The organism is Actinocorallia longicatena (assembly GCF_039534125.1).
GTDB lineage: Bacteria > Actinomycetota > Actinomycetes > Streptosporangiales > Streptosporangiaceae > Actinocorallia > Actinocorallia longicatena.
On record NZ_BAAAUV010000011.1, the window covers coordinates 1 to 15,970 of the forward strand.

The 15,970-nt window shown below is 69.4% G+C and carries 18 protein-coding genes; 8 read left to right on the forward strand and 10 right to left on the reverse strand.

The genetic code is table 11. From position 1 onward, the window contains the following. Window positions 1-207, forward strand: a 207-nt coding sequence (locus ABD785_RS22045; protein ID WP_344831377.1) for a hypothetical protein, incomplete at its 5' end; no start/stop codon positions are given. On the opposite strand, the gene ABD785_RS22050 is transcribed toward ABD785_RS22045, so the two are convergent. Both ABD785_RS22050 and ABD785_RS22055 read right to left on the reverse strand, forming a co-directional pair. Next, complete coding sequence (locus tag ABD785_RS22050; protein WP_344831380.1) at window positions 179-802, reverse strand: TetR/AcrR family transcriptional regulator; 624 nt, start codon at window positions 800-802, stop codon at window positions 179-181. The genes ABD785_RS22045 and ABD785_RS22050 overlap by 29 nt on opposite strands. 43 nt (window positions 803-845) lie before the next feature. Beyond that, complete coding sequence (locus ABD785_RS22055; protein WP_344831382.1) at window positions 846-1,397, reverse strand: SLATT domain-containing protein; 552 nt, start codon at window positions 1,395-1,397, stop codon at window positions 846-848. A 62-nt stretch (window positions 1,398-1,459) separates the two neighbouring features. Here ABD785_RS22055 and ABD785_RS22060 point away from each other — a divergent pair, with 62 nt between their 5' ends. Both ABD785_RS22060 and ABD785_RS22065 read left to right on the forward strand, forming a co-directional pair. Beyond that, entirely contained in the window at window positions 1,460-2,287 is an 828-nt protein-coding gene (locus ABD785_RS22060) for a patatin-like phospholipase family protein (RefSeq protein WP_344831383.1), read from the forward strand. Between the two features lie 10 nt (window positions 2,288-2,297). Continuing rightward, entirely contained in the window at window positions 2,298-4,793 is a 2,496-nt protein-coding gene (locus ABD785_RS22065; protein ID WP_344831386.1) for a DEAD/DEAH box helicase, read from the forward strand. Here ABD785_RS22065 and ABD785_RS22070 read toward each other — a convergent pair. From ABD785_RS22070 to ABD785_RS22080, 3 genes are read right to left on the reverse strand one after another with little or no spacing between them, the layout of a single operon-like run. Continuing rightward, entirely contained in the window at window positions 4,790-5,359 is a 570-nt protein-coding gene (locus ABD785_RS22070) for a TetR/AcrR family transcriptional regulator (protein WP_344831389.1), read from the reverse strand. The two genes, ABD785_RS22065 and ABD785_RS22070, sit on opposite strands and share 4 nt — an antisense overlap. Further along, window positions 5,356-5,709 (reverse strand): DUF1304 domain-containing protein, encoded by a 354-nt coding sequence (locus ABD785_RS22075; protein WP_344831391.1) that lies wholly within the window; start codon window positions 5,707-5,709, stop codon window positions 5,356-5,358. The genes ABD785_RS22070 and ABD785_RS22075 overlap by 4 nt, the downstream gene beginning before the upstream one ends. 55 nt (window positions 5,710-5,764) lie before the next feature. Further along, window positions 5,765-6,601, reverse strand: coding sequence for an NmrA family NAD(P)-binding protein (locus tag ABD785_RS22080; protein WP_344831393.1), 837 nt, complete (start codon window positions 6,599-6,601; stop codon window positions 5,765-5,767). Between the two features lie 87 nt (window positions 6,602-6,688). On the opposite strand from ABD785_RS22080, the gene ABD785_RS22085 reads away from it, so the two are divergent. Next, entirely contained in the window at window positions 6,689-7,642 is a 954-nt protein-coding gene (locus ABD785_RS22085; RefSeq protein ID WP_344831395.1) for an alpha/beta hydrolase, read from the forward strand. Here the strand turns inward: ABD785_RS22085 and ABD785_RS22090 are convergent. After that, the gene (locus tag ABD785_RS22090; protein ID WP_344831397.1) at window positions 7,623-8,471 is read right to left on the reverse strand and encodes an SDR family oxidoreductase; all 849 of its coding nucleotides are present in this window, start codon (window positions 8,469-8,471) and stop codon (window positions 7,623-7,625) included. The genes ABD785_RS22085 and ABD785_RS22090 overlap by 20 nt on opposite strands. Before the next feature lie 12 nt (window positions 8,472-8,483). Next, complete coding sequence (locus ABD785_RS22095) at window positions 8,484-9,308, reverse strand: MaoC/PaaZ C-terminal domain-containing protein (RefSeq protein ID WP_344831399.1); 825 nt, start codon at window positions 9,306-9,308, stop codon at window positions 8,484-8,486. A 66-nt stretch (window positions 9,309-9,374) separates the two neighbouring features. Between ABD785_RS22095 and ABD785_RS22100 the strand changes: the two genes are divergently transcribed. Beyond that, complete coding sequence (locus tag ABD785_RS22100; RefSeq protein WP_344831401.1) at window positions 9,375-9,767, forward strand: thiolase family protein; 393 nt, start codon at window positions 9,375-9,377, stop codon at window positions 9,765-9,767. Window positions 9,768-9,899: 132 nt separating this feature from the next. On the opposite strand, the gene ABD785_RS22105 is transcribed toward ABD785_RS22100, so the two are convergent. Continuing rightward, a complete protein-coding gene (locus ABD785_RS22105; protein ID WP_344831403.1) occupies window positions 9,900-11,201 on the reverse strand; it encodes a helix-turn-helix transcriptional regulator in 1,302 nt (433 codons plus the stop codon). Between the two features lie 154 nt (window positions 11,202-11,355). Here ABD785_RS22105 and ABD785_RS22110 point away from each other — a divergent pair, with 154 nt between their 5' ends. The 3 genes from ABD785_RS22110 (at window position 11,356) to ABD785_RS22120 (ending at window position 12,292) form a co-directional block, all read left to right on the forward strand. Further along, window positions 11,356-11,703: a hypothetical protein gene (locus tag ABD785_RS22110; protein ID WP_344831405.1), complete on the forward strand. Its 348-nt coding sequence runs from the start codon at window positions 11,356-11,358 to the stop codon at window positions 11,701-11,703. Next, window positions 11,700-11,906, forward strand: coding sequence for a hypothetical protein (locus tag ABD785_RS22115; RefSeq protein WP_344831407.1), 207 nt, complete (start codon window positions 11,700-11,702; stop codon window positions 11,904-11,906). Before ABD785_RS22110 ends, ABD785_RS22115 begins: the two co-directional genes overlap by 4 nt. Window positions 11,907-11,989: 83 nt before the next feature. Next, the gene (locus ABD785_RS22120; RefSeq protein WP_344831409.1) at window positions 11,990-12,292 is read left to right on the forward strand and encodes a hypothetical protein; all 303 of its coding nucleotides are present in this window, start codon (window positions 11,990-11,992) and stop codon (window positions 12,290-12,292) included. Between the two features lie 318 nt (window positions 12,293-12,610). Here the strand turns inward: ABD785_RS22120 and ABD785_RS22125 are convergent, their stop codons facing one another. Beyond that, window positions 12,611-13,963, reverse strand: coding sequence for a replication initiator (locus ABD785_RS22125; RefSeq protein WP_344831410.1), 1,353 nt, complete (start codon window positions 13,961-13,963; stop codon window positions 12,611-12,613). A gap of 471 nt (window positions 13,964-14,434) precedes the next feature. Beyond that, a complete protein-coding gene (locus ABD785_RS22130; protein ID WP_344831412.1) occupies window positions 14,435-15,952 on the reverse strand; it encodes a recombinase family protein in 1,518 nt (505 codons plus the stop codon). Between the last annotated feature and the right edge of the window lie 18 nt (window positions 15,953-15,970).

A 15,970-nucleotide genomic window follows, 5' to 3' on the forward strand; every position in this document is an offset into this window, starting at 1 on the left:
GCCGCCGGGGTCGCCGCCACCGGCCTGGCGGCGGCCGCCATGACGGCCGCCGGGCGGCTGCACGCCCCCGCGGTCGCCTCGGCCGTGCTGGTCGGATCCGCCGGAGCGTGGGCGGGCGCGGGGGCCCTGCTCGCCGGGACGGCGGTCCTCGTCCTGCTCGCCTTCGGAGTCGAGCGGGCTATTCCGCGTCCGACGGCCGCCACGTGAGCATGCGGCGCAGCCGGATCTTGGAGCGCTGCCAGCGGCGGTCCAGCGCGTCGTGCTCGCCGGGGTGAACGAAGGTCAGCAGCCGCAGGCCCCGGACGGTCTCGAGCACCACATAGAGATCGTCCCGGGTCTGCCGGTCGTCGGCGCGGTCGCCGAGGAAGGTCCGGCACAGCTCCACGAAGGTCGCCGTGACGCCGCGTTCGAACGCCGCGACCTGCTCTCGCAGCTCGGGGTCGGTGCGGGCGGCCATCCACAGCTCCATCGACGCCTCGAACAGCGCGCCCTGATGGACCTCCCAGATGAGGTCGAGGGCGTCGCCGATCCAGTCGTCCGAGGCCTTGAGCGCGGCGAGCCCGCTGGCGACGAACGCCTCGGCCCGCTTCTCCGCGAGATGCTGGACGGCCGCCAGCACGAGATCGTTCTTGGTCGGGAAGTGATGGACCTGCGCTCCGCGCGAGACCCCGGCACGTTCCACGACGCGCGTCGTGGTCGTCCCCTGGTAGCCGTGCTCGACCAGGCAGGCGACCGTGGCGTCGAGCAGCGCCCGCCGGGTGGTGGCGGTGCGCTCCTCCTGGGTGCGGCGGATGACGACCATGCGCCGAACATACAGGACGGCCTGTATGTTCGCCCTTCCCGCTCTACGCCTGGACGGGGAAGATGCTGAGGACGTCGTTCATCCGCCCCACCATCACCTCTTCCACGCTCGTCGACATGATCTCCTCTTCGGCGCGCCGCCGCGCCCACCGGGGCGTCGGTAGGGCCAGGTCGTTGACCCGGTCCCAGCGGTCGGTGAGCTGGTGGAGGGTCTGCCTGGCCTCGCCGAACGCCTGCCCGTTCAGATCGACCTGCCAGGCCTGCCTGGCCTGCGTCCGCAACGCCCCGTAGCTCTTGGCCGACAGCGCGGCCCGTCCCGCGCGCCGGGCCGGTGCCACGACGCACACCAGCGCCATCAGCAGCGTCGCGCCCATGCCGAGCCCGCCCGCCGCCATCGGCACCGGGGCCGAGGCCAGCACCAGGCTGCCCGCGACCCCGCTGGCCAGCACCGCCGCCGAGCACAGCAGCATGTTGACGATCCGCCACAGCCGGACGATCTCCTCCTGCTCGCGTGCCGACGCCGCGCACTGCTCTTCGATCCGGTGGAGCTCCGTGCAGACCGCCACCCGCCAGCCCGTCTCCTGAAAGTCACCCATGCGGGCCACGATGCGCCGGGGCCCAGGCGCTCCGCAGCCGCTTGACCAATACATTGAAACCCATGAGTAGTGCACTGGTTCTGGGCGGCGGCGGAGTGGCGGGCATCGGCTGGGAGGCGGGCCTGATCACGGGACTGAAAGCGGCCGGGGTGGATCTCACCGAGGCCGACCTGATCGTCGGGACCTCGGCGGGCTCGGTGGTCGGCACCGTGATCGCCCAGAACGCCGACCTGACGGAGCTGGTCGACAGGGTCGCGGTGGCCGAGCAGGCCGCGACGGGCGTCCAGGTCGACATGGACAAGGTCATGACCGCCTTCGCGATCATGTACGACAGGACCCTCGACCGGGCCGAGGCCAAGCGCCGGGTGGGGGCGCTGGCGCTGGAGATCACCGGCGGCGGGGAGCGGCTGGCGCAGATCGCCGAGCGGCTGCCCAGCCAGGAGTGGCCGGAGCGGCCGCTGCTGATCACCGCGGTGGACACCGCGACCGGCGAGCTGAGGGTCTGGGACGCCGCCTCCGGCGCTGGCCTGGCCGAGGCCGTCTCCTCCTCCTGCTGCGTGCCGTGCGTGTTCCCGCCCGTGACGATCGGCGGACGCCGCTACATGGACGGCGGCGTGCACTCCATCAGCAACGCCGACCTGGCCAAGGGCGCCGACCGGGTCGTGGTCATCGAGCCGATGGCCCATCTCACCCCGCGCTCGGTCCTCAAGCGCGAGCTCGAGGCGCTCGGCGAGGCCAGGATCGCCACGATCGGCCCCGACGCGGCCGCCGTCGAGGTCTTCGGCGTGGACGTCCTCGACCCCTCGCTGTGGCGTCCGGCCTTCGCCGCGGGGCTCGCCCAGGCACCGGCCGTGGCGGCCGACGTCGCAGCGGCATGGTCCGATAGTTGAAGATAGAGGGGTGACTCTCGCAGATCTGCTCCCGGAGGACGGCGACCCCGACAAGGCGTTCGAGGCTTTCGCCTCCTGGACGCTCGAGCGGGGCCTGACCCTGTATCCGGCGCAGGAAGAGGCGCTGATGGAGCTCGTGACCGGGGCCAACGTCATCCTGGCCACCCCCACGGGCTCCGGAAAGTCCCTCGTGGCCGCGGGCGCGCACTTCGCCGCCCTCGCCCGCGACGAGTGCAGCTTCTACACCGCGCCGATCAAGGCCCTGGTCTCGGAGAAGTTCTTCGACCTGGTCGAGCAGTTCGGCAGCGAGAACGTCGGCATGATGACCGGCGACGCGTCGGTGAACCCGACCGCGCCGATCATCTGCTGCACCGCCGAGGTCCTGTCGGCGATCGCGCTCCAGGAGGGCGACCGGGCCGACATCGGGCTGGTCGTCATGGACGAGTTCCACTTCTACGCCGAGCCCGAACGCGGGGTGGCCTGGCAGATTCCGCTGCTGGAGATGCCGCAGGCCCAGTTCCTGCTGATGTCGGCGACCCTCGGCGACGTCGCGATGTTCGAGACCGACCTCACCCGGCGCACCGGGCGCCCGACGGCGGTGGTCAGGTCGGCGACCCGGCCGGTGCCGCTGGAGTACGCCTACAAGCTGACCCCGCTGCACGAGACGATCGAGCATCTCCTGATGGAGAACAAGGCTCCGGTCTACATCGTCCACTTCACTCAGGTCGCGGCGATCGAGCGGGCCCAATCGCTGATGAGCGTCAACGTGTGCTCCAAGGAGGAGAAGGCGCGCATCGGCGCGCTGATCGGGCGGTTCCGGTTCACGACCAAGTTCGGGAAGACCCTGGAGCGCCTGGTCAGACATGGGATCGGGGTCCACCATGCGGGGATGCTGCCCAAGTACCGGCGGCTGGTCGAGCGGCTCGCCCAGGCCGGCCTGCTGAAGATCATCTGTGGGACCGACACGCTGGGCGTCGGCGTCAATGTGCCGATCAGGACCGTGCTGTTCACCGCACTGTCGAAGTACGACGGCCGCAGGGTCCGCCGGCTGCGCGCCCGCGAGTTCCACCAGATCGCCGGACGCGCCGGGCGGGCGGGCTTCGACACGGTCGGCTACGTGGTCTGCCAGGCCCCCGACCACATCGTCGAGAACCACAAGGCCGTGCTCAAGGCCGGGGACGACGCCAAGAAGCTGCGCAAGGTCGTCAAGAAGAAGCCGCCGGAGGGCTTCGTCTCCTGGGACGAGGAGACCTTCACCCGCCTCCAGACGGCCGAGCCCGAGTCGCTGCTGTCGCGGTTCGAGGTCTCCCACCACATGCTGCTCGCGGTGATCAACCGTCCGGGCAACGCCTTCCAGGCCATGAAGAAGCTGCTCACCGACAACCACGAGGACCGGGCCAGGCAGCGCGCCCACATCTCCCGCGCCATCGCGATCTACCGGTCGCTGAAGGCGGGCGGGATCATCGAGGAGCTGACCGTCCCCGACGAGGACGGCCGGTGGGCCCGGATCACCGTCGACCTCCAGCAGGACTTCGCGCTCAACCAGCCGCTGTCGACCTTCGCCCTCGCCGCCCTCGAACTCCTGGACAAGGAGTCGGTCGCCTACCCGCTCGACGTCGTGTCCGTCATCGAGGCCACCCTCGACGACCCGCGCCAGATCCTCGCCGCCCAGCTCAACAAGATCAAGGGCGAGGCCGTCTTCGAGATGAAGATGGAGGGGATCGAGTACGAGGAGCGGATGGAGCTGCTCCAGGAGATCGACTACGAGAAGCCCCTGGAGGAGCTGCTCGAGGGCGCCTTCGAGATCTACACGCGGGGCAACCCGTGGGTCGCCGACCATCCGCTGCGGCCCAAGACCGTGGTCCGCGACATGTTCGAGCGGGCGATGACCTTCGCCCAGTACGTCCAGTACTACGAGCTGGCCAGGTCCGAGGGGATCGTGCTGCGGTACCTGGCGGGGGCGTACAAGGCGCTGTCGCAGACCGTCCCGGACGCGGCGAAGACCGAGGAGCTCCAGGACCTCATCGAGTGGCTCGGGGAGCTCGTCCGGCAGGTCGACTCCTCGCTGCTCGACGAGTGGGAGCAGCTCGCCAACCCGGCCGACGAGCCCGAGAAGGCTTTGGAGGAGCGGACCACCGCGGTCACCAGGAACGTCCGGGCCTTCCGGGTGCTGGTCCGCAACGCGATGTTCCGGCACGTCGAGCTCGCGGCCCTGCGCCGCTACGACCTGCTCGCCGACCTCGACACCGGCTGGAGCCGCGACGACTGGGAGGACGCGCTGCTCGACTACTACGACGAGCACGCCGAGATCCGCACCGACGGCGACGCCCGCGGCCCCAAGCTCCTCCAGATCACCGAGGAGGACGGCGTCTGGCACGCCCGCCAGACCCTCCACGACCCCGACGGCGACCACGACTGGTACCTGCTGGCCGACGTCGACCTCGCCGCCTCCGACGAGGCCGGCACCGCCGTCCTCCACATCGCCGAGTTCGACCGCCTCGACTAGGGAGAGTCCCCTGGCGGGAAGGCCGTCAGGTGCAGGGCGCCGAGCATCCGCCAGGTGTGGGCGGCGAGCTCGTCGGCGGTGCAGGGGCAGCGGCCGTGCAGCCAGTCGCCGATCAGGCCGGTGAAGGCGCCGGCGACCGCCGCGGCGGCCACGGCGTGCGCGGGGGACGGGCCGAATCTGGCCGCGCGTTCGGCGCGGCTGCGCTCGGCCAGTTCGGAGTGGAGCACCTGGCCGAGGGGTCCGCCGCCGCCGGGACCGATCAGGCTGCGGTAGAGCCGGGTGTTGAACCGGATGGCCTCGAAGAGCTCGGCGATCTCCGGGGGCGGGTCCTTGGGGAAGTCGGGCCGGGAGTGCAGGGTGTCGACGGCCTGCCGGACGATCTCGGCGCAGGAGTCGACCGCGAGCGCGTTGAGATCGTCGTAGTGCAGGTAGAAGGTGGTCCGCGCGACCCGGGCGCGGCGGACCACGTCCGAGACGCTCACCTCGGCCAGCGGGGCCAGCGCGCACGCCTCGCGCAGAGCCGCGTGCAGGCGGCCCTTCGTCCTGGCGATGCGCGGGTCGGTCACCTGGCCAAGAATACGAACAAAAGGGCCACCGCGGCCGGGACCGCCTGAACGAACAGGATCCTGCGGTTCGCCGTGGCCGCCCCGTAGATCCCCGCGACGATCACACAGGCCAGGAAGAAGACCTCGGCGCCGAACTCGTCCGCGATCAGCCCCCAGAAGAGCCCCGCCGCCAGGAACCCGTTGTAGAGCCCCTGGTTCGCGGCCAGCGCGGCACTCTCGGCGGCGAACTCGGGCGTCGTGCCGAACGCGGCGCGAGCCCGTGGAGTCCGCCAGAGGAACATCTCCAAGATCATGATGTACACGTGCAGCACGGCGACGGCCGCGACGAGGATTCCGGCGATGACGCCCATGACAGACCTCCCACTTTCTGAACAACTGTACAGAAAGTGGGAGGCGATGTCCCGTTCAGAAGTCGGCGCGGTGGTCCTCGGCCCATTCCCGGTAGCCGCGCGGCGCCCGTCCCGTGATCCGCTCCACGGCCGGGCTGACGGCGGCCGGCCCTCCGGTCGTCGCGGCCATGAGGTCGAACAGGGCGTTCACGAACGCCGGGTCCATGAACGCCGACATCTGCTCCCGGACGGGCGCCGGGTCGAGCTCCTCGAACGACAGCGGCCGCCCGAGGGCGTCGCCGAGGATCCGCACCTGCTCGACCTGGGTGAGCGGCTCGGGCCCGGTCAGGTCGTGGATCTCGCCCTCGTGGCCGTCTTCGGTGAGCACGGCGGCGGCGACCGCGGCGACGTCGCGCTCGTGGACCGGGGCGCTCGACGCCGCCGCGTAGGGCCCGCGCACGACGTCGCCGTGCTGGAGCTGCATCGCCCAGGTCAGGGAGTTGATGGCGGGGAAGAACAGGCGCAGGAAGGTGAAGGGGACGCCGGACTCCCTGATCGCGTCCTCGACCGAGGCGTGGTAGGCCGCGATCGCGTCGGGCTGGGGCGCGGCGCCGTCGATGATCGCGCCGGAGGACAGGAAGACGATCCGCCCGGTCCCGGCGGCCGCCGCCGCCTCGATCAGGTTCGCGGCGGAGAGCGGATAGGGCAGGACCAGGAAGATCGCGCGCACCCCGGCGACGGCCGGAACGAGGGTGGCGGGGTCGTCGAGGTCGCCCCGGACGACCTCGACGGAGGCCGGCAGTCCCGCCTTCTCCGGCGTGCGGGTGAGGGCGCGGACGGTGTGCCCGCCCGCGACGAGGGCCTCGACGGTCTGGCGGCCGAAGTGGGCGGTGGCTCCGATGACGAGGATCATGCCGGCTCCTTCACTCGGGGATGTGTCACTATTCTATCAGAACGGAATACTTCGTTCCATATGTCGGAGGTTCGATACGGTGCCGGGATGAGACGGCTCTCGCTGATCGCCATCGCGGCCCTGCTGGTCGCGGGCTGCTCCGGCCCGTCCGCACCGGAGCGTCCGACGCCGACCTCTTCACCGCCCTCGCCCTCGGCCTCGCCCGGCGCGGAGGTGGTGGGCAAGCGCCCCCGGGGCAGGCTCGACACGCTGACGGTCTCCTCGCCCGCGCTGGGGCGCCGCGCCCTGGTCTGGGTGCTGAAGCCACGCGGATGGACGGCGGGTTCCACCGGCTGGCCCGTTCTCTACCTGCTGCATCCGTGCTGCGGCCCGGAGAACGGCTGGCTGGTCAACGGCGGGGTGGAGCGGCTGACCGCCCGGCTGAAGGCCGTCGTGATCATGCCGGAGGCCGACCGGATGGGCTGGTACTCCGACTGGAAGGACGGCCCCGCGTGGGAGACCTTCCATCTCACGGAGCTGCGCGGGCTGCTGGAGCCCCGGTACGGCGCGACCGGGCGGCGGGCCGTCGCGGGCGCCTCGATGGGCGGCTTCGGCGCGATGTCCTACGCCGCCCGCCATCCCGGCCTGTTCGCCGCCGCGGCCTCCTTCTCGGGAGTGCTCGACACGACGCTCGACCGCGCCGGGTTCGGCGAGTTCCTGTCCGCGGGCGGCGCCGACCCGGACCGGCTGTGGGGCGACGACTGGGCCGCCCACAACCCCAAGGACCTCGCCGCCCGCCTGAAGGGCGTCGCACTGTTCGTGTCCGGCGGCGACGGCAGGCCGGGACCGCTGGATCGGAAGGGCGCGAGCTCCCGGGGCGACGCCGAGGCCGCCGTCACCGCGCAGAGCAGATCCTTCGCGAGGGCCGCCGCCTCCGCCGGCGCGCGTCTCCGCACCGACTTCTACGGCAGGGGCCGGCACACCTGGCCCTACTGGTCCCGCGGTCTCGCCCGCGCCCTTCCGATCCTCTTTCCCGGAGCGGTCAGGACAGGGCCGCGGTGACCGAGTCGATGGTCCAGGGCTCGGACGTCGTGTGCTGCTCGCCGAGCTGCCAGCCGGTGCACGGCGAGATCAGTCCGCCCTGGACGGCGTAGAGCTGCCCGGTGACCGTGCAGTCGGCCTTCGCGAGGTAGGCGACGAGCGGCGAGATCTGCGACGGATCGAACTGCGGATCGGCCATCATGGCGTCCAGGCCGGGGGTGGCGAGCGTCAGCCGGGTCCTGGCCACCGGGGCGATCGCGTTGCAGCGGACCCCGTAACGGCCCAGCTCGGCGGCGGCGACCAGGGTCATCGCGGCGATGCCCGCCTTGGCGGCGCCGTAGTTCACCTGGCCCGCGTTCGGCAGGAACGTGCCCGACGCCGACGCCGTGTTGATCACCGAGGCGTTGACCTGCTCACCCGACTTGGAGGCGTTCTTCCAGTACTCGGCGGCGTGCCGCAGCACCGTGAAGTGCCCCTTGAGGTGTACCGCGATCACGGAGTCCCACTCGGCCTCGTCCATCTGGGCGATGAACCGGTCCCGCAGGATGCCCGCGTTGTTGACCACGACGTCGAGCCGCCCGAACTCGGCGACGGCCTGCCGGACCAGGCCCGCGCCTCCGTCGAAGGTCGCGACGTCGTCGGTGTTGGCGACGGCCTCGCCGCCCGCCGCGATGATCTCGTCCACGACCTGCTTGGCCGGGCCCGCGTCGGACCCGCTGCCGTCGTTGCTCCCGCCGAGGTCGTTCACGACGACCTTCGCGCCCTCGCGCGCGAACAGGAGCGCGTGCTCCCGCCCGATGCCGCGCCCGGCGCCGGTGATGACCGCGACCCTGCCGTCCAGTGCTCCCATGTGCCCTCTCTCCTAACCGATCTCGGCGAGGCCGTCCTTGATGACGATCCCGCCCGGGGTGGTGGACTCGAACCCGTAGGCGCCGCCGCCGAGGTCGAAGATCTTCGTGGTGACGTCCTCGCCGGGCAGGACGGGCTTGGAGAAGCGCACCGCGAGCCGCTTCAGCCGGGACGGGTCGCCGGCGGCGACCGAGGAGATGACGGCCTGCGAGGTGAAGGCCATCGTGCACAGGCCGTGCGCGATGATCCCGGGCAGCCCGGCGGCCTTGGCGAATTCGGCGTCGAGGTGGATGGGCATCGGGTCGCCCGAGGCCTCGGCGTAGCGGAAGGTCTGGTCGTCGTCCACGTGCTGGACGACCTCGGCGACCGGATCCCCGGTGGCCGCGAGGGTGTGCGACGGCGCCATCTCCCCGGCCGAGTCGCCCGCGGGGACGCCCCGGAAGAACGACACCATCCACTGCTCGTTGACCAGGTCGCCCTCCGCGGTCCTGGTCTCGATCCGGACGCTCAGCGTCGTCCCCGACGACTTGGACGCGTACCCGGTCGCCTTCGCCCGCGACACCAGCGACATCCCCGGCACGATCGGCCGGTGGAACACCATGTCCTGCTCGCCGTGCACGACGAAGGGGATCAGGTCGTGCGGCACCACGTCGAGGACCGGCTTCAGCATGCCCTCGAAGACCGGCACGATCGCGAACACCGGCGGCGCCAGCTCGCCGTTCGCGTGCTCGGCGATCCGGTCGTTGGTGGCGTTCGCGTACGCGACGGTCCGCTCCCGCTCCACCTTGAACTCGAACGGCTCGGTCCAGACGCCCAGCGCCTCGGTGTTGAACCCCATCTGCCCTCCTCGGCAAGAAACATACAGCCTTGACTGTTTCTTATCGGTTGGCCTAGCGTCAAGCTCATGAGGACCTATGTGATCGGCGTCGGGATGACGAAGTTCGAGAAGCCCGGGAGCAGGGAGTGGGACTACCCGGACATGGCGCGTGAGTCCGGGACGAAGGCCCTCGCGGACGCCGGGATCTCCTACGACAAGATCGAGCAGGCCGTCGTCGGTTACGTCTACGGCGAGTCGACGAGCGGGCAGCGGGCCGTCTACGAGCTCGGGATCACCGGCATCCCGGTGATGAACGTGAACAACAACTGCTCGACCGGCTCGACCGCGCTCTACATGGCGCGGCAGCTCGTCAAGGGCGGCCTCGCCGACTGCGTGCTGGCCCTGGGCTTCGAGAAGATGCAGAAGGGCTCACTGACCTCCTCCTACGAGGACCGTGAACAGCCGATGCTCAATCACTAGAACATACCTTGAGGTAATACCTCCGTCCATAGCGCCTGACCTGCATGAGCAGTCCTCATAGCGGATTAACGACTCAGCCCCCGCCCCGATCATCGGGCGGGGGCTGAGTGCTGTCTCGGCCGACGTGCTGATTCAGACGGGGCTGAGGTTCCTCAGCTCGCGGACTGCCGGAAGAGTTCGGGCGTCCGGCGGGGTGACGTCGAGGATGCGGCGGGCGGCCAGGACGACGCGCTTGATCCGCCTGTTGGGCGGTAGTGCGTCGACGATCCTCAGCGCTTGCTTGGCGGCCTCGTTGGGGTCGTCGCGAGCGTTCAGCATCGCGCCGTGCAGGTCCAGTTGGACTGAGGTGTAGAGGTGGCGTTCGGGGGTGTAGAAGCGGAGCGCGGCGGACTGCGCCACGCTGGCCTCGTCGGGCCGTCCGGCGAGCGCGTAGACCAAGCTCTGATCGAAGTGGAGGAGCTCGTCACGCTGCGACTGATCGGCGGGGATCTGGCCGAAGGCGTCCTCTGCCGTGCGCATGGCGTCCACGGCGGCGTCATGGCGGCCCATGAACGCGAGTACTTCTGCCTCGACCGTTGCCGCGTAGACGCGAGTCGTACTGGCGTTGCCCCCCGCGAGATGAAGTGCTTCGCGGCTGAGGCGCAGGAGCTCCGACAGATCCTCGCGTGGTTCGACGACTCTCGTCGTCACCTCCCATGACCGGACCCAGGAGGACAGGAGCGCATCTCCTGAGCGGTCGGCCTGGTCGCGGGCGATACGCCACCAGCGGCTGGATTGGCGGTAATCGCCTAGCTGGAGGGCTGAGCCTGCGATCAGATAGGCGAGCTTCGCGGCGGCTCGCGCGAGATCGCGTTCGATCTTGACGGGCTGGGGCTCGGCGAGATGCGGGGCGATCTCGGCCCAGTCGCGTGCGAGATTGGCTAGGACAATCTCCGGAGTGTCCAGTGCGTAGCTGCGTGCGTGGACTTCATAGCCGGAGGCCCAGTCATCGAGCATCGCCTGAGAGATGGTCGCGCCCGCCAGACGGGGCTGACTGGTGTGCCACGCCTCGGTGAGTGTGGCGAGCACTGGTGAGACAACGGCGCTCGCGGCTATGGCGCTCGCGTTCTGGATGGCTTCACGACGTTTCACGTCTTCGGCGTCCTCACCTGCGGGTGTGGCCGGTACGGCTGTTTCCACCGTACCGGGTGCATCCGGGAACAGGTCGTCGACGTCGAGGCCGAATGCAGCGGCATAGGCCGCCGTCCAATCCCGAGGATAGTGATCTCCTCGTTCCCAACCGAGGATCTGACGGGTCAGCGACTGCGTGGAACGGCCGGAGATTCCACAGACTCGATGCAGCTCAGCGGCCAATGCGGGCTTGTTCCATCCTCGGGCCTCTCGCTCGGCCTGAATGCGGCGAGCCCATTCAGGCCGGGTGTCCTGCGTGGTCATGGTGCACCTCGTCTGCATACCCCGACACCTGCCCCGACACGCGGTGTGTCGGGGGCCTTATCACCAGTATCGGTCTCCCCTCTCCAGGGTGTCCGGGACTTCACTCATGTCAAGGGCGTCCGGTGCGCCGATGAGACATGACGGGAGTCTGACGATGGCGGAGCGAGAAGTCTCGACCGGTGTATCCACCCTGCTTGCACTGCTCGAAGCAAGGCTCAGGGCGTTCGGTCTGGCTGTCGCCGTTGGCGAGTCCTCGCTGATCGCGAGGAACATCCGCGAATCGGAGGGTGCGACGGCGGCGGGAAGGGCGATGAATCCCGGCCTGCGCCAGGAGGTCACGTGCCAGCCGGACGCGGCGGGAGTGCCGTGGTGGTTCTGGGTCTGGCAGGGGCCGACGCGGGATGCTCCGGGGGAGTTGGAGCCGTTGTGTCCGGCGGCCAATCTGGAGTGGGCGGCCGAGCGCATCACTCGGGTGCTGGCGATGCCGGAGGGGCCGCCGTGAGGGGTGCGGATCACCGCTGGCATCCGGATGACGCGGAGGTGCTCGCGGCGTATCTGCGGGCGGTGGTGAACGTGTATGAGCCGTGGACGGAGTCCGATGTGGTCGAGCCGCAGGAGCGGATACGCGCGCAGTACCGCGTGGGTCAGGCCCGCGAGCAGTTGGCGCGCATCGAGGACCACGGACAAATTCGAGGGCAACCCTGACCCGTACCGGAAGGCCGTTCACGGCCTGAGGAACGGAAGCAGGGGCGGCAGCCCCGTTTGTCCCCCGACAGCAGAGGTGAACCGTGCACGCTGAGGCCCCACCAGATGATCATGAGTGGATCGGACAGGGCTACATCTATTCGCCTCGGGCAGCGGCTGAGGCCGTGGAGATCGGCGCTGGCACGCTGCGTGCCTGGGCCAGGGCGGGCTTGCTGCGGTATTCCGTCGTCGGTCGGCGGTATCTGCTGCACGCCAGTGACGTGGATCTGCTGCTCACCCTGCGGCTGGATCACGGTGTGGCGGTGCCTGAACTGCGGCTGGTCCTGCTGGAGCGGACGAACCGTGAGCTACGGGGAACCTGCGAGCGGGTGCGTCGTCCGGCCTAGCTCGGCCGGGCCAGCGCAGCGCACGCCCGCCGCTTGCGGCGGGGCGTGCGACTGCGCGGTAGGCCCGGACCGTTGCGACAGCCGGACGGGAAGCACCCGCGTTGACCGGGACCCCGTGGCGTCACACATGCATGTTTCCCCCGAGAGTCCGGCATCGCGCGGATAGTCCGGTGGACCGGGGAACAGTGCCGGTCGGCGGGTCCGGGTCGGCCCCCAAGGCCGCACGCCCGGACCCGGCGAACCGGCTGCGGCCCGTCAGGGCCGCCTAGAACCTGTAAAGAAACTCCTCGACAGATCGCGGTCTCGTGCCGGTCGTGACTACGTTGCGTGCTCGGTCTTCCTGCGGAGTCGGCGGGCGGTTTGGATGCGGTTGCGGACCTGTTCGGCCCAGAAGTGCTCGCCGTTGAGCAGCCCGGAACCGACATAGCGCCAGTCGGCGAGGGTGAGGTGATCGGGGTTGGGTTCGGGGCGGCCTGCGGCTTGGCGGGCGAGCGCTGCGGCGTGGTCGGCTCGGGCTCGACGTAGCTCGGTGAGGGTGACGGAGTAGTGGCGTGACTTGCTGGAGAAGTGTCCGCCGTAGCCGAGCATGTGGGCCCAGGGCTGCAAGCGGAGTGAGCGGTAGGCGGGGATGTCGGCGAGGGCGAAGCATGTCCAGATCATGCGGCGGGCGTGCTCGGAGACGCGTAGCTCGGTGATCTGGCTGGCGAACCGGATTGGCCGGTCGACGGTGCCGGAGTCCTCGGCTCCCTTGGTGGCGTACTTGGCGATGTAGCGGGCGACGTGCTTGTCGGCGATGCCGTCGAGTTCGGTCGAGACCTGGATGGGCTGGACGTCGAGTTGGGTTCCCCAGCGCAGTTCGAGCGGCGGGCTCTGCTCGTCGGGGTGGGGAACGGAGACGGTGACGGCTGCCGCCGCTGTCTTCAAGGCGCGTTCGAGCAGAGCGTTGTTTGCCCAGCTCGGGGGAGGCTCGCCGGCGCCGATGTTGGTGCCGTCGAGGCGGACGACGGCATGGAAGTGAATGAGTCCGCGGCGCTGGTATTCGATGACGCGGGCGTAGGAGATCCGGGCTTGCTGTCGGAGCGCTCGGTGGGTGATGCCCAGTTCGGCCGTGATGACCTTGGGCAGGGTCAGGGTGAGCTGGCGCCAGAGTTCGGGGGCGTGGGCGTTCCACAGGACGGCGGCGGGGTAGTCGTAGCAGTCGGGACAGATGGGCTGGCCTACGGCGGGGTCGTCGTCGGCGTGGCGGAGCGCGCACCCTTCCGGCCGTCCGTGAGGGCAGAGCGGCCGGTCTCGTCGGGGACGGCAGGGCAGGAGTGTCCCGGCCCGCTTCTTGCGGGAGTGGACCGGCCCGAAGGACGGGGCGGTCAGGGTGAGGAACGCCCGGGGATGGGTGCTGACCGTCTCGGGGACGGTCTTGCCGCCGGTGAGCCCGGAAATGATCAGGTGGTAGGTGTCATCGCGGTAGACCTCGGCGCATGCGGCGCATCGGGACGCGCGGCGGTTGCCGCACGCGGTGAGCAGGTAACCCGTGGGTTCGTCGTCGGTGCTGTAGGACTCGATCAGCTCGCCCGTGGTGCCGTCCACGGTGAGCCGTTCCCCCTGGAGCCGGACGGGCTGCTCACACCCTCCGGTCGCGTTGATCATCTGCTTCCATCGCCCGAAATCCGGCATCACCGCACGCTGAACGGCTGCGGCGATCTCGGGCGGAATCTGCGGGCCGCTCACGCGACGTCCCGCGACTGCTCGTCGTCCTGGCCCTCGTCGAGGAAGGTCACTTGGAAGATGGCGGCGACTTCTCGCCACCTCGCGTCATTCCAGCGGGGTGACTTGCTGGCCTGGCGCTTGCCCCAAGCGATGGCTTCTGGGCTGGGCTGCAACGGTGGCGGCTCCTTGCTCGCACGAAAGTGACCCCGGCCGCATAGGGCATGCCGGGGCTCGTCCTCGTGAAACAGGTGCTACAGGTGACACCTCGCCCGCTCAGGGGCCTTGCGCTCAGTGCCCACTCGGGGGCTCGCATCATCGCCCGCTTAGGGGCCGTCACCATTTCGCTGCCCACTCTGGGGCTCTCTTGTCGCCCACTCTGGGGCGATCACAGCTTTACCCCAGAGTGGTGCATGTTGAATCTGTTACGTCCGGATGCGGTCAGTCGGCCTGACGCCAGATGGGTTCCAGCAGATCGGGATTGAACTGGTTTCCCGACCTCTTTCCGACGGGATGCACGATCACGGTGTGCAGGGCCTTGCGGATGTAGGCGCGCTTCTGGGAGATGTCCAGCCGGTCTTCGTCGTCCTTGGAGTACCAGCGGCGGCGGATGTCGGTCAGGTCGAGGTCCGCCTGTTGGGCGTACAGCTCGTAGGACTGCTTCTCAGCTCGCAAGGCCTCGATCTCGGGTTCCAGGCGCTCGACCATCTCGAAGAACAGAGTGTTGCTGATCTTGCGCTGGTGAAACCGCTCGCGGAGGGCCTGCATCTGCTCGGACTTCTCGGTGAGCTCGCGTTCCTTAGGCCAGGGGCCACGATCGGTTCGAGTGCGCTTGGCGCGTTCTTCCAGCTTGGCGAGGACGGCCTCTGAGACGAACATGTCCACGAGATCAGCGCGCCTGGCCAGCCCTCCACACCCGCCGCTCCCCTTCGAGTGGCAGAAGTACTTCCCGCGTCCCCTGCTCTTGTCGTATCCAGCGCGCAGCTTGCCATTGCACATCGTGCCGTCCTCCAGGATCTTCCCGCATCGGGCGATCGCGCTGAGGAGATAGCTGTGCTCTCGGTGATCGAAGGGGAGGGGGCTGACAGCTTCGCCGGTACGGATGACCTGCATGCCCTTGCGCCGCTGGAAGATCTCCTTGACCGCCTCCCACTGCTTGGGCGTGATGATCGGTTCCCACTGACCCAAGATCGGCTTGCCCGCTTCGTCGCGGACCAGTTCGCCATTGATCGTCCGCCATCCGCAGAGGCGTGCGTTCTGGATCGTGGTCCGGATGGTCTGGCTCCTCCACGGGTTCCCGCGTGGGGTCAGGATGCCCTTGTCCTGCCAGTCGCGAACGATCGAGTTCAAGGACGCGCCTGCGAGCAGGCGCTCAACGGCCTTGCGGAGCAACGCGCTCTCTGCCTCGTCCAGGGTCAGGCGATCGTCCTGCCAGCCGAACGGGCGGTGTCCCTTCTTCGGCTGCCCCTCAAGGGCTCGGGCTCGGTTCCAGGCCCGGGCTCGTCGGCGCATCTTCTTCACCTCCATGCGGGAGATGACAGCACCCATGAGCCCCATACTCTCGACGTTCTCGTTGTAGAGGTCCTGAAAGCCGCGCTGATCGGCATAGACCCGGCCCTCGTCGTACGTCAGGGCGTCCACAAAGCGCTCATAGTCGCCGGTCTTGCGGACGAGACGGTCATCGGCGACGACGATGCAGCCCATGACAGGCGTCCCGTCTTTGAGCCTGCCCGCACGCAGGACACGCAGCATCGCTTCGAAGTCGTCGCGGACAACACCCTCTTTCATCGCGGACTTGTCGTTGTCGGAGAAGCGGGCGACGATGCGACAACCGAGACGGGCGGCGGTCCTGTCGTTGACGGCCTGCTGATCCGTAACGGTGTGCCGGTCCTTCGCCTTGTCCAGGCTGGCACGTGCGTAGTCCACGACGGGAATCAGGTCACTCTCGGTCACTGACACGGGGGCTCCTCAGTGGTA

Bases quoted from the DNA above. Each gene is read 5' to 3' on its own strand.
- ABD785_RS22050 (WP_344831380.1), bottom strand. From the start codon at position 802: ATGGTCGTCATCCGCCGCACCCAGGAGGAGCGCACCGCCACCACCCGG.
- ABD785_RS22055 (WP_344831382.1), bottom strand. From the start codon at position 1,397: ATGGGTGACTTTCAGGAGACGGGCTGGCGGGTGGCGGTCTGCACGGAG.
- ABD785_RS22060 (WP_344831383.1), top strand. From the start codon at position 1,460: ATGAGTAGTGCACTGGTTCTGGGCGGCGGCGGAGTGGCGGGCATCGGC.
- ABD785_RS22075 (WP_344831391.1), bottom strand. From the start codon at position 5,709: ATGGGCGTCATCGCCGGAATCCTCGTCGCGGCCGTCGCCGTGCTGCAC.
- ABD785_RS22080 (WP_344831393.1), bottom strand. From the start codon at position 6,601: ATGATCCTCGTCATCGGAGCCACCGCCCACTTCGGCCGCCAGACCGTC.
- ABD785_RS22085 (WP_344831395.1), top strand. From the start codon at position 6,689: ATGAGACGGCTCTCGCTGATCGCCATCGCGGCCCTGCTGGTCGCGGGC.
- ABD785_RS22090 (WP_344831397.1), bottom strand. From the start codon at position 8,471: ATGGGAGCACTGGACGGCAGGGTCGCGGTCATCACCGGCGCCGGGCGC.
- ABD785_RS22095 (WP_344831399.1), bottom strand. From the start codon at position 9,308: ATGGGGTTCAACACCGAGGCGCTGGGCGTCTGGACCGAGCCGTTCGAG.
- ABD785_RS22100 (WP_344831401.1), top strand. From the start codon at position 9,375: ATGAGGACCTATGTGATCGGCGTCGGGATGACGAAGTTCGAGAAGCCC.
- ABD785_RS22105 (WP_344831403.1), bottom strand. From the start codon at position 11,201: ATGACCACGCAGGACACCCGGCCTGAATGGGCTCGCCGCATTCAGGCC.
- ABD785_RS22110 (WP_344831405.1), top strand. From the start codon at position 11,356: ATGGCGGAGCGAGAAGTCTCGACCGGTGTATCCACCCTGCTTGCACTG.
- ABD785_RS22125 (WP_344831410.1), bottom strand. From the start codon at position 13,963: ATGCCGGATTTCGGGCGATGGAAGCAGATGATCAACGCGACCGGAGGG.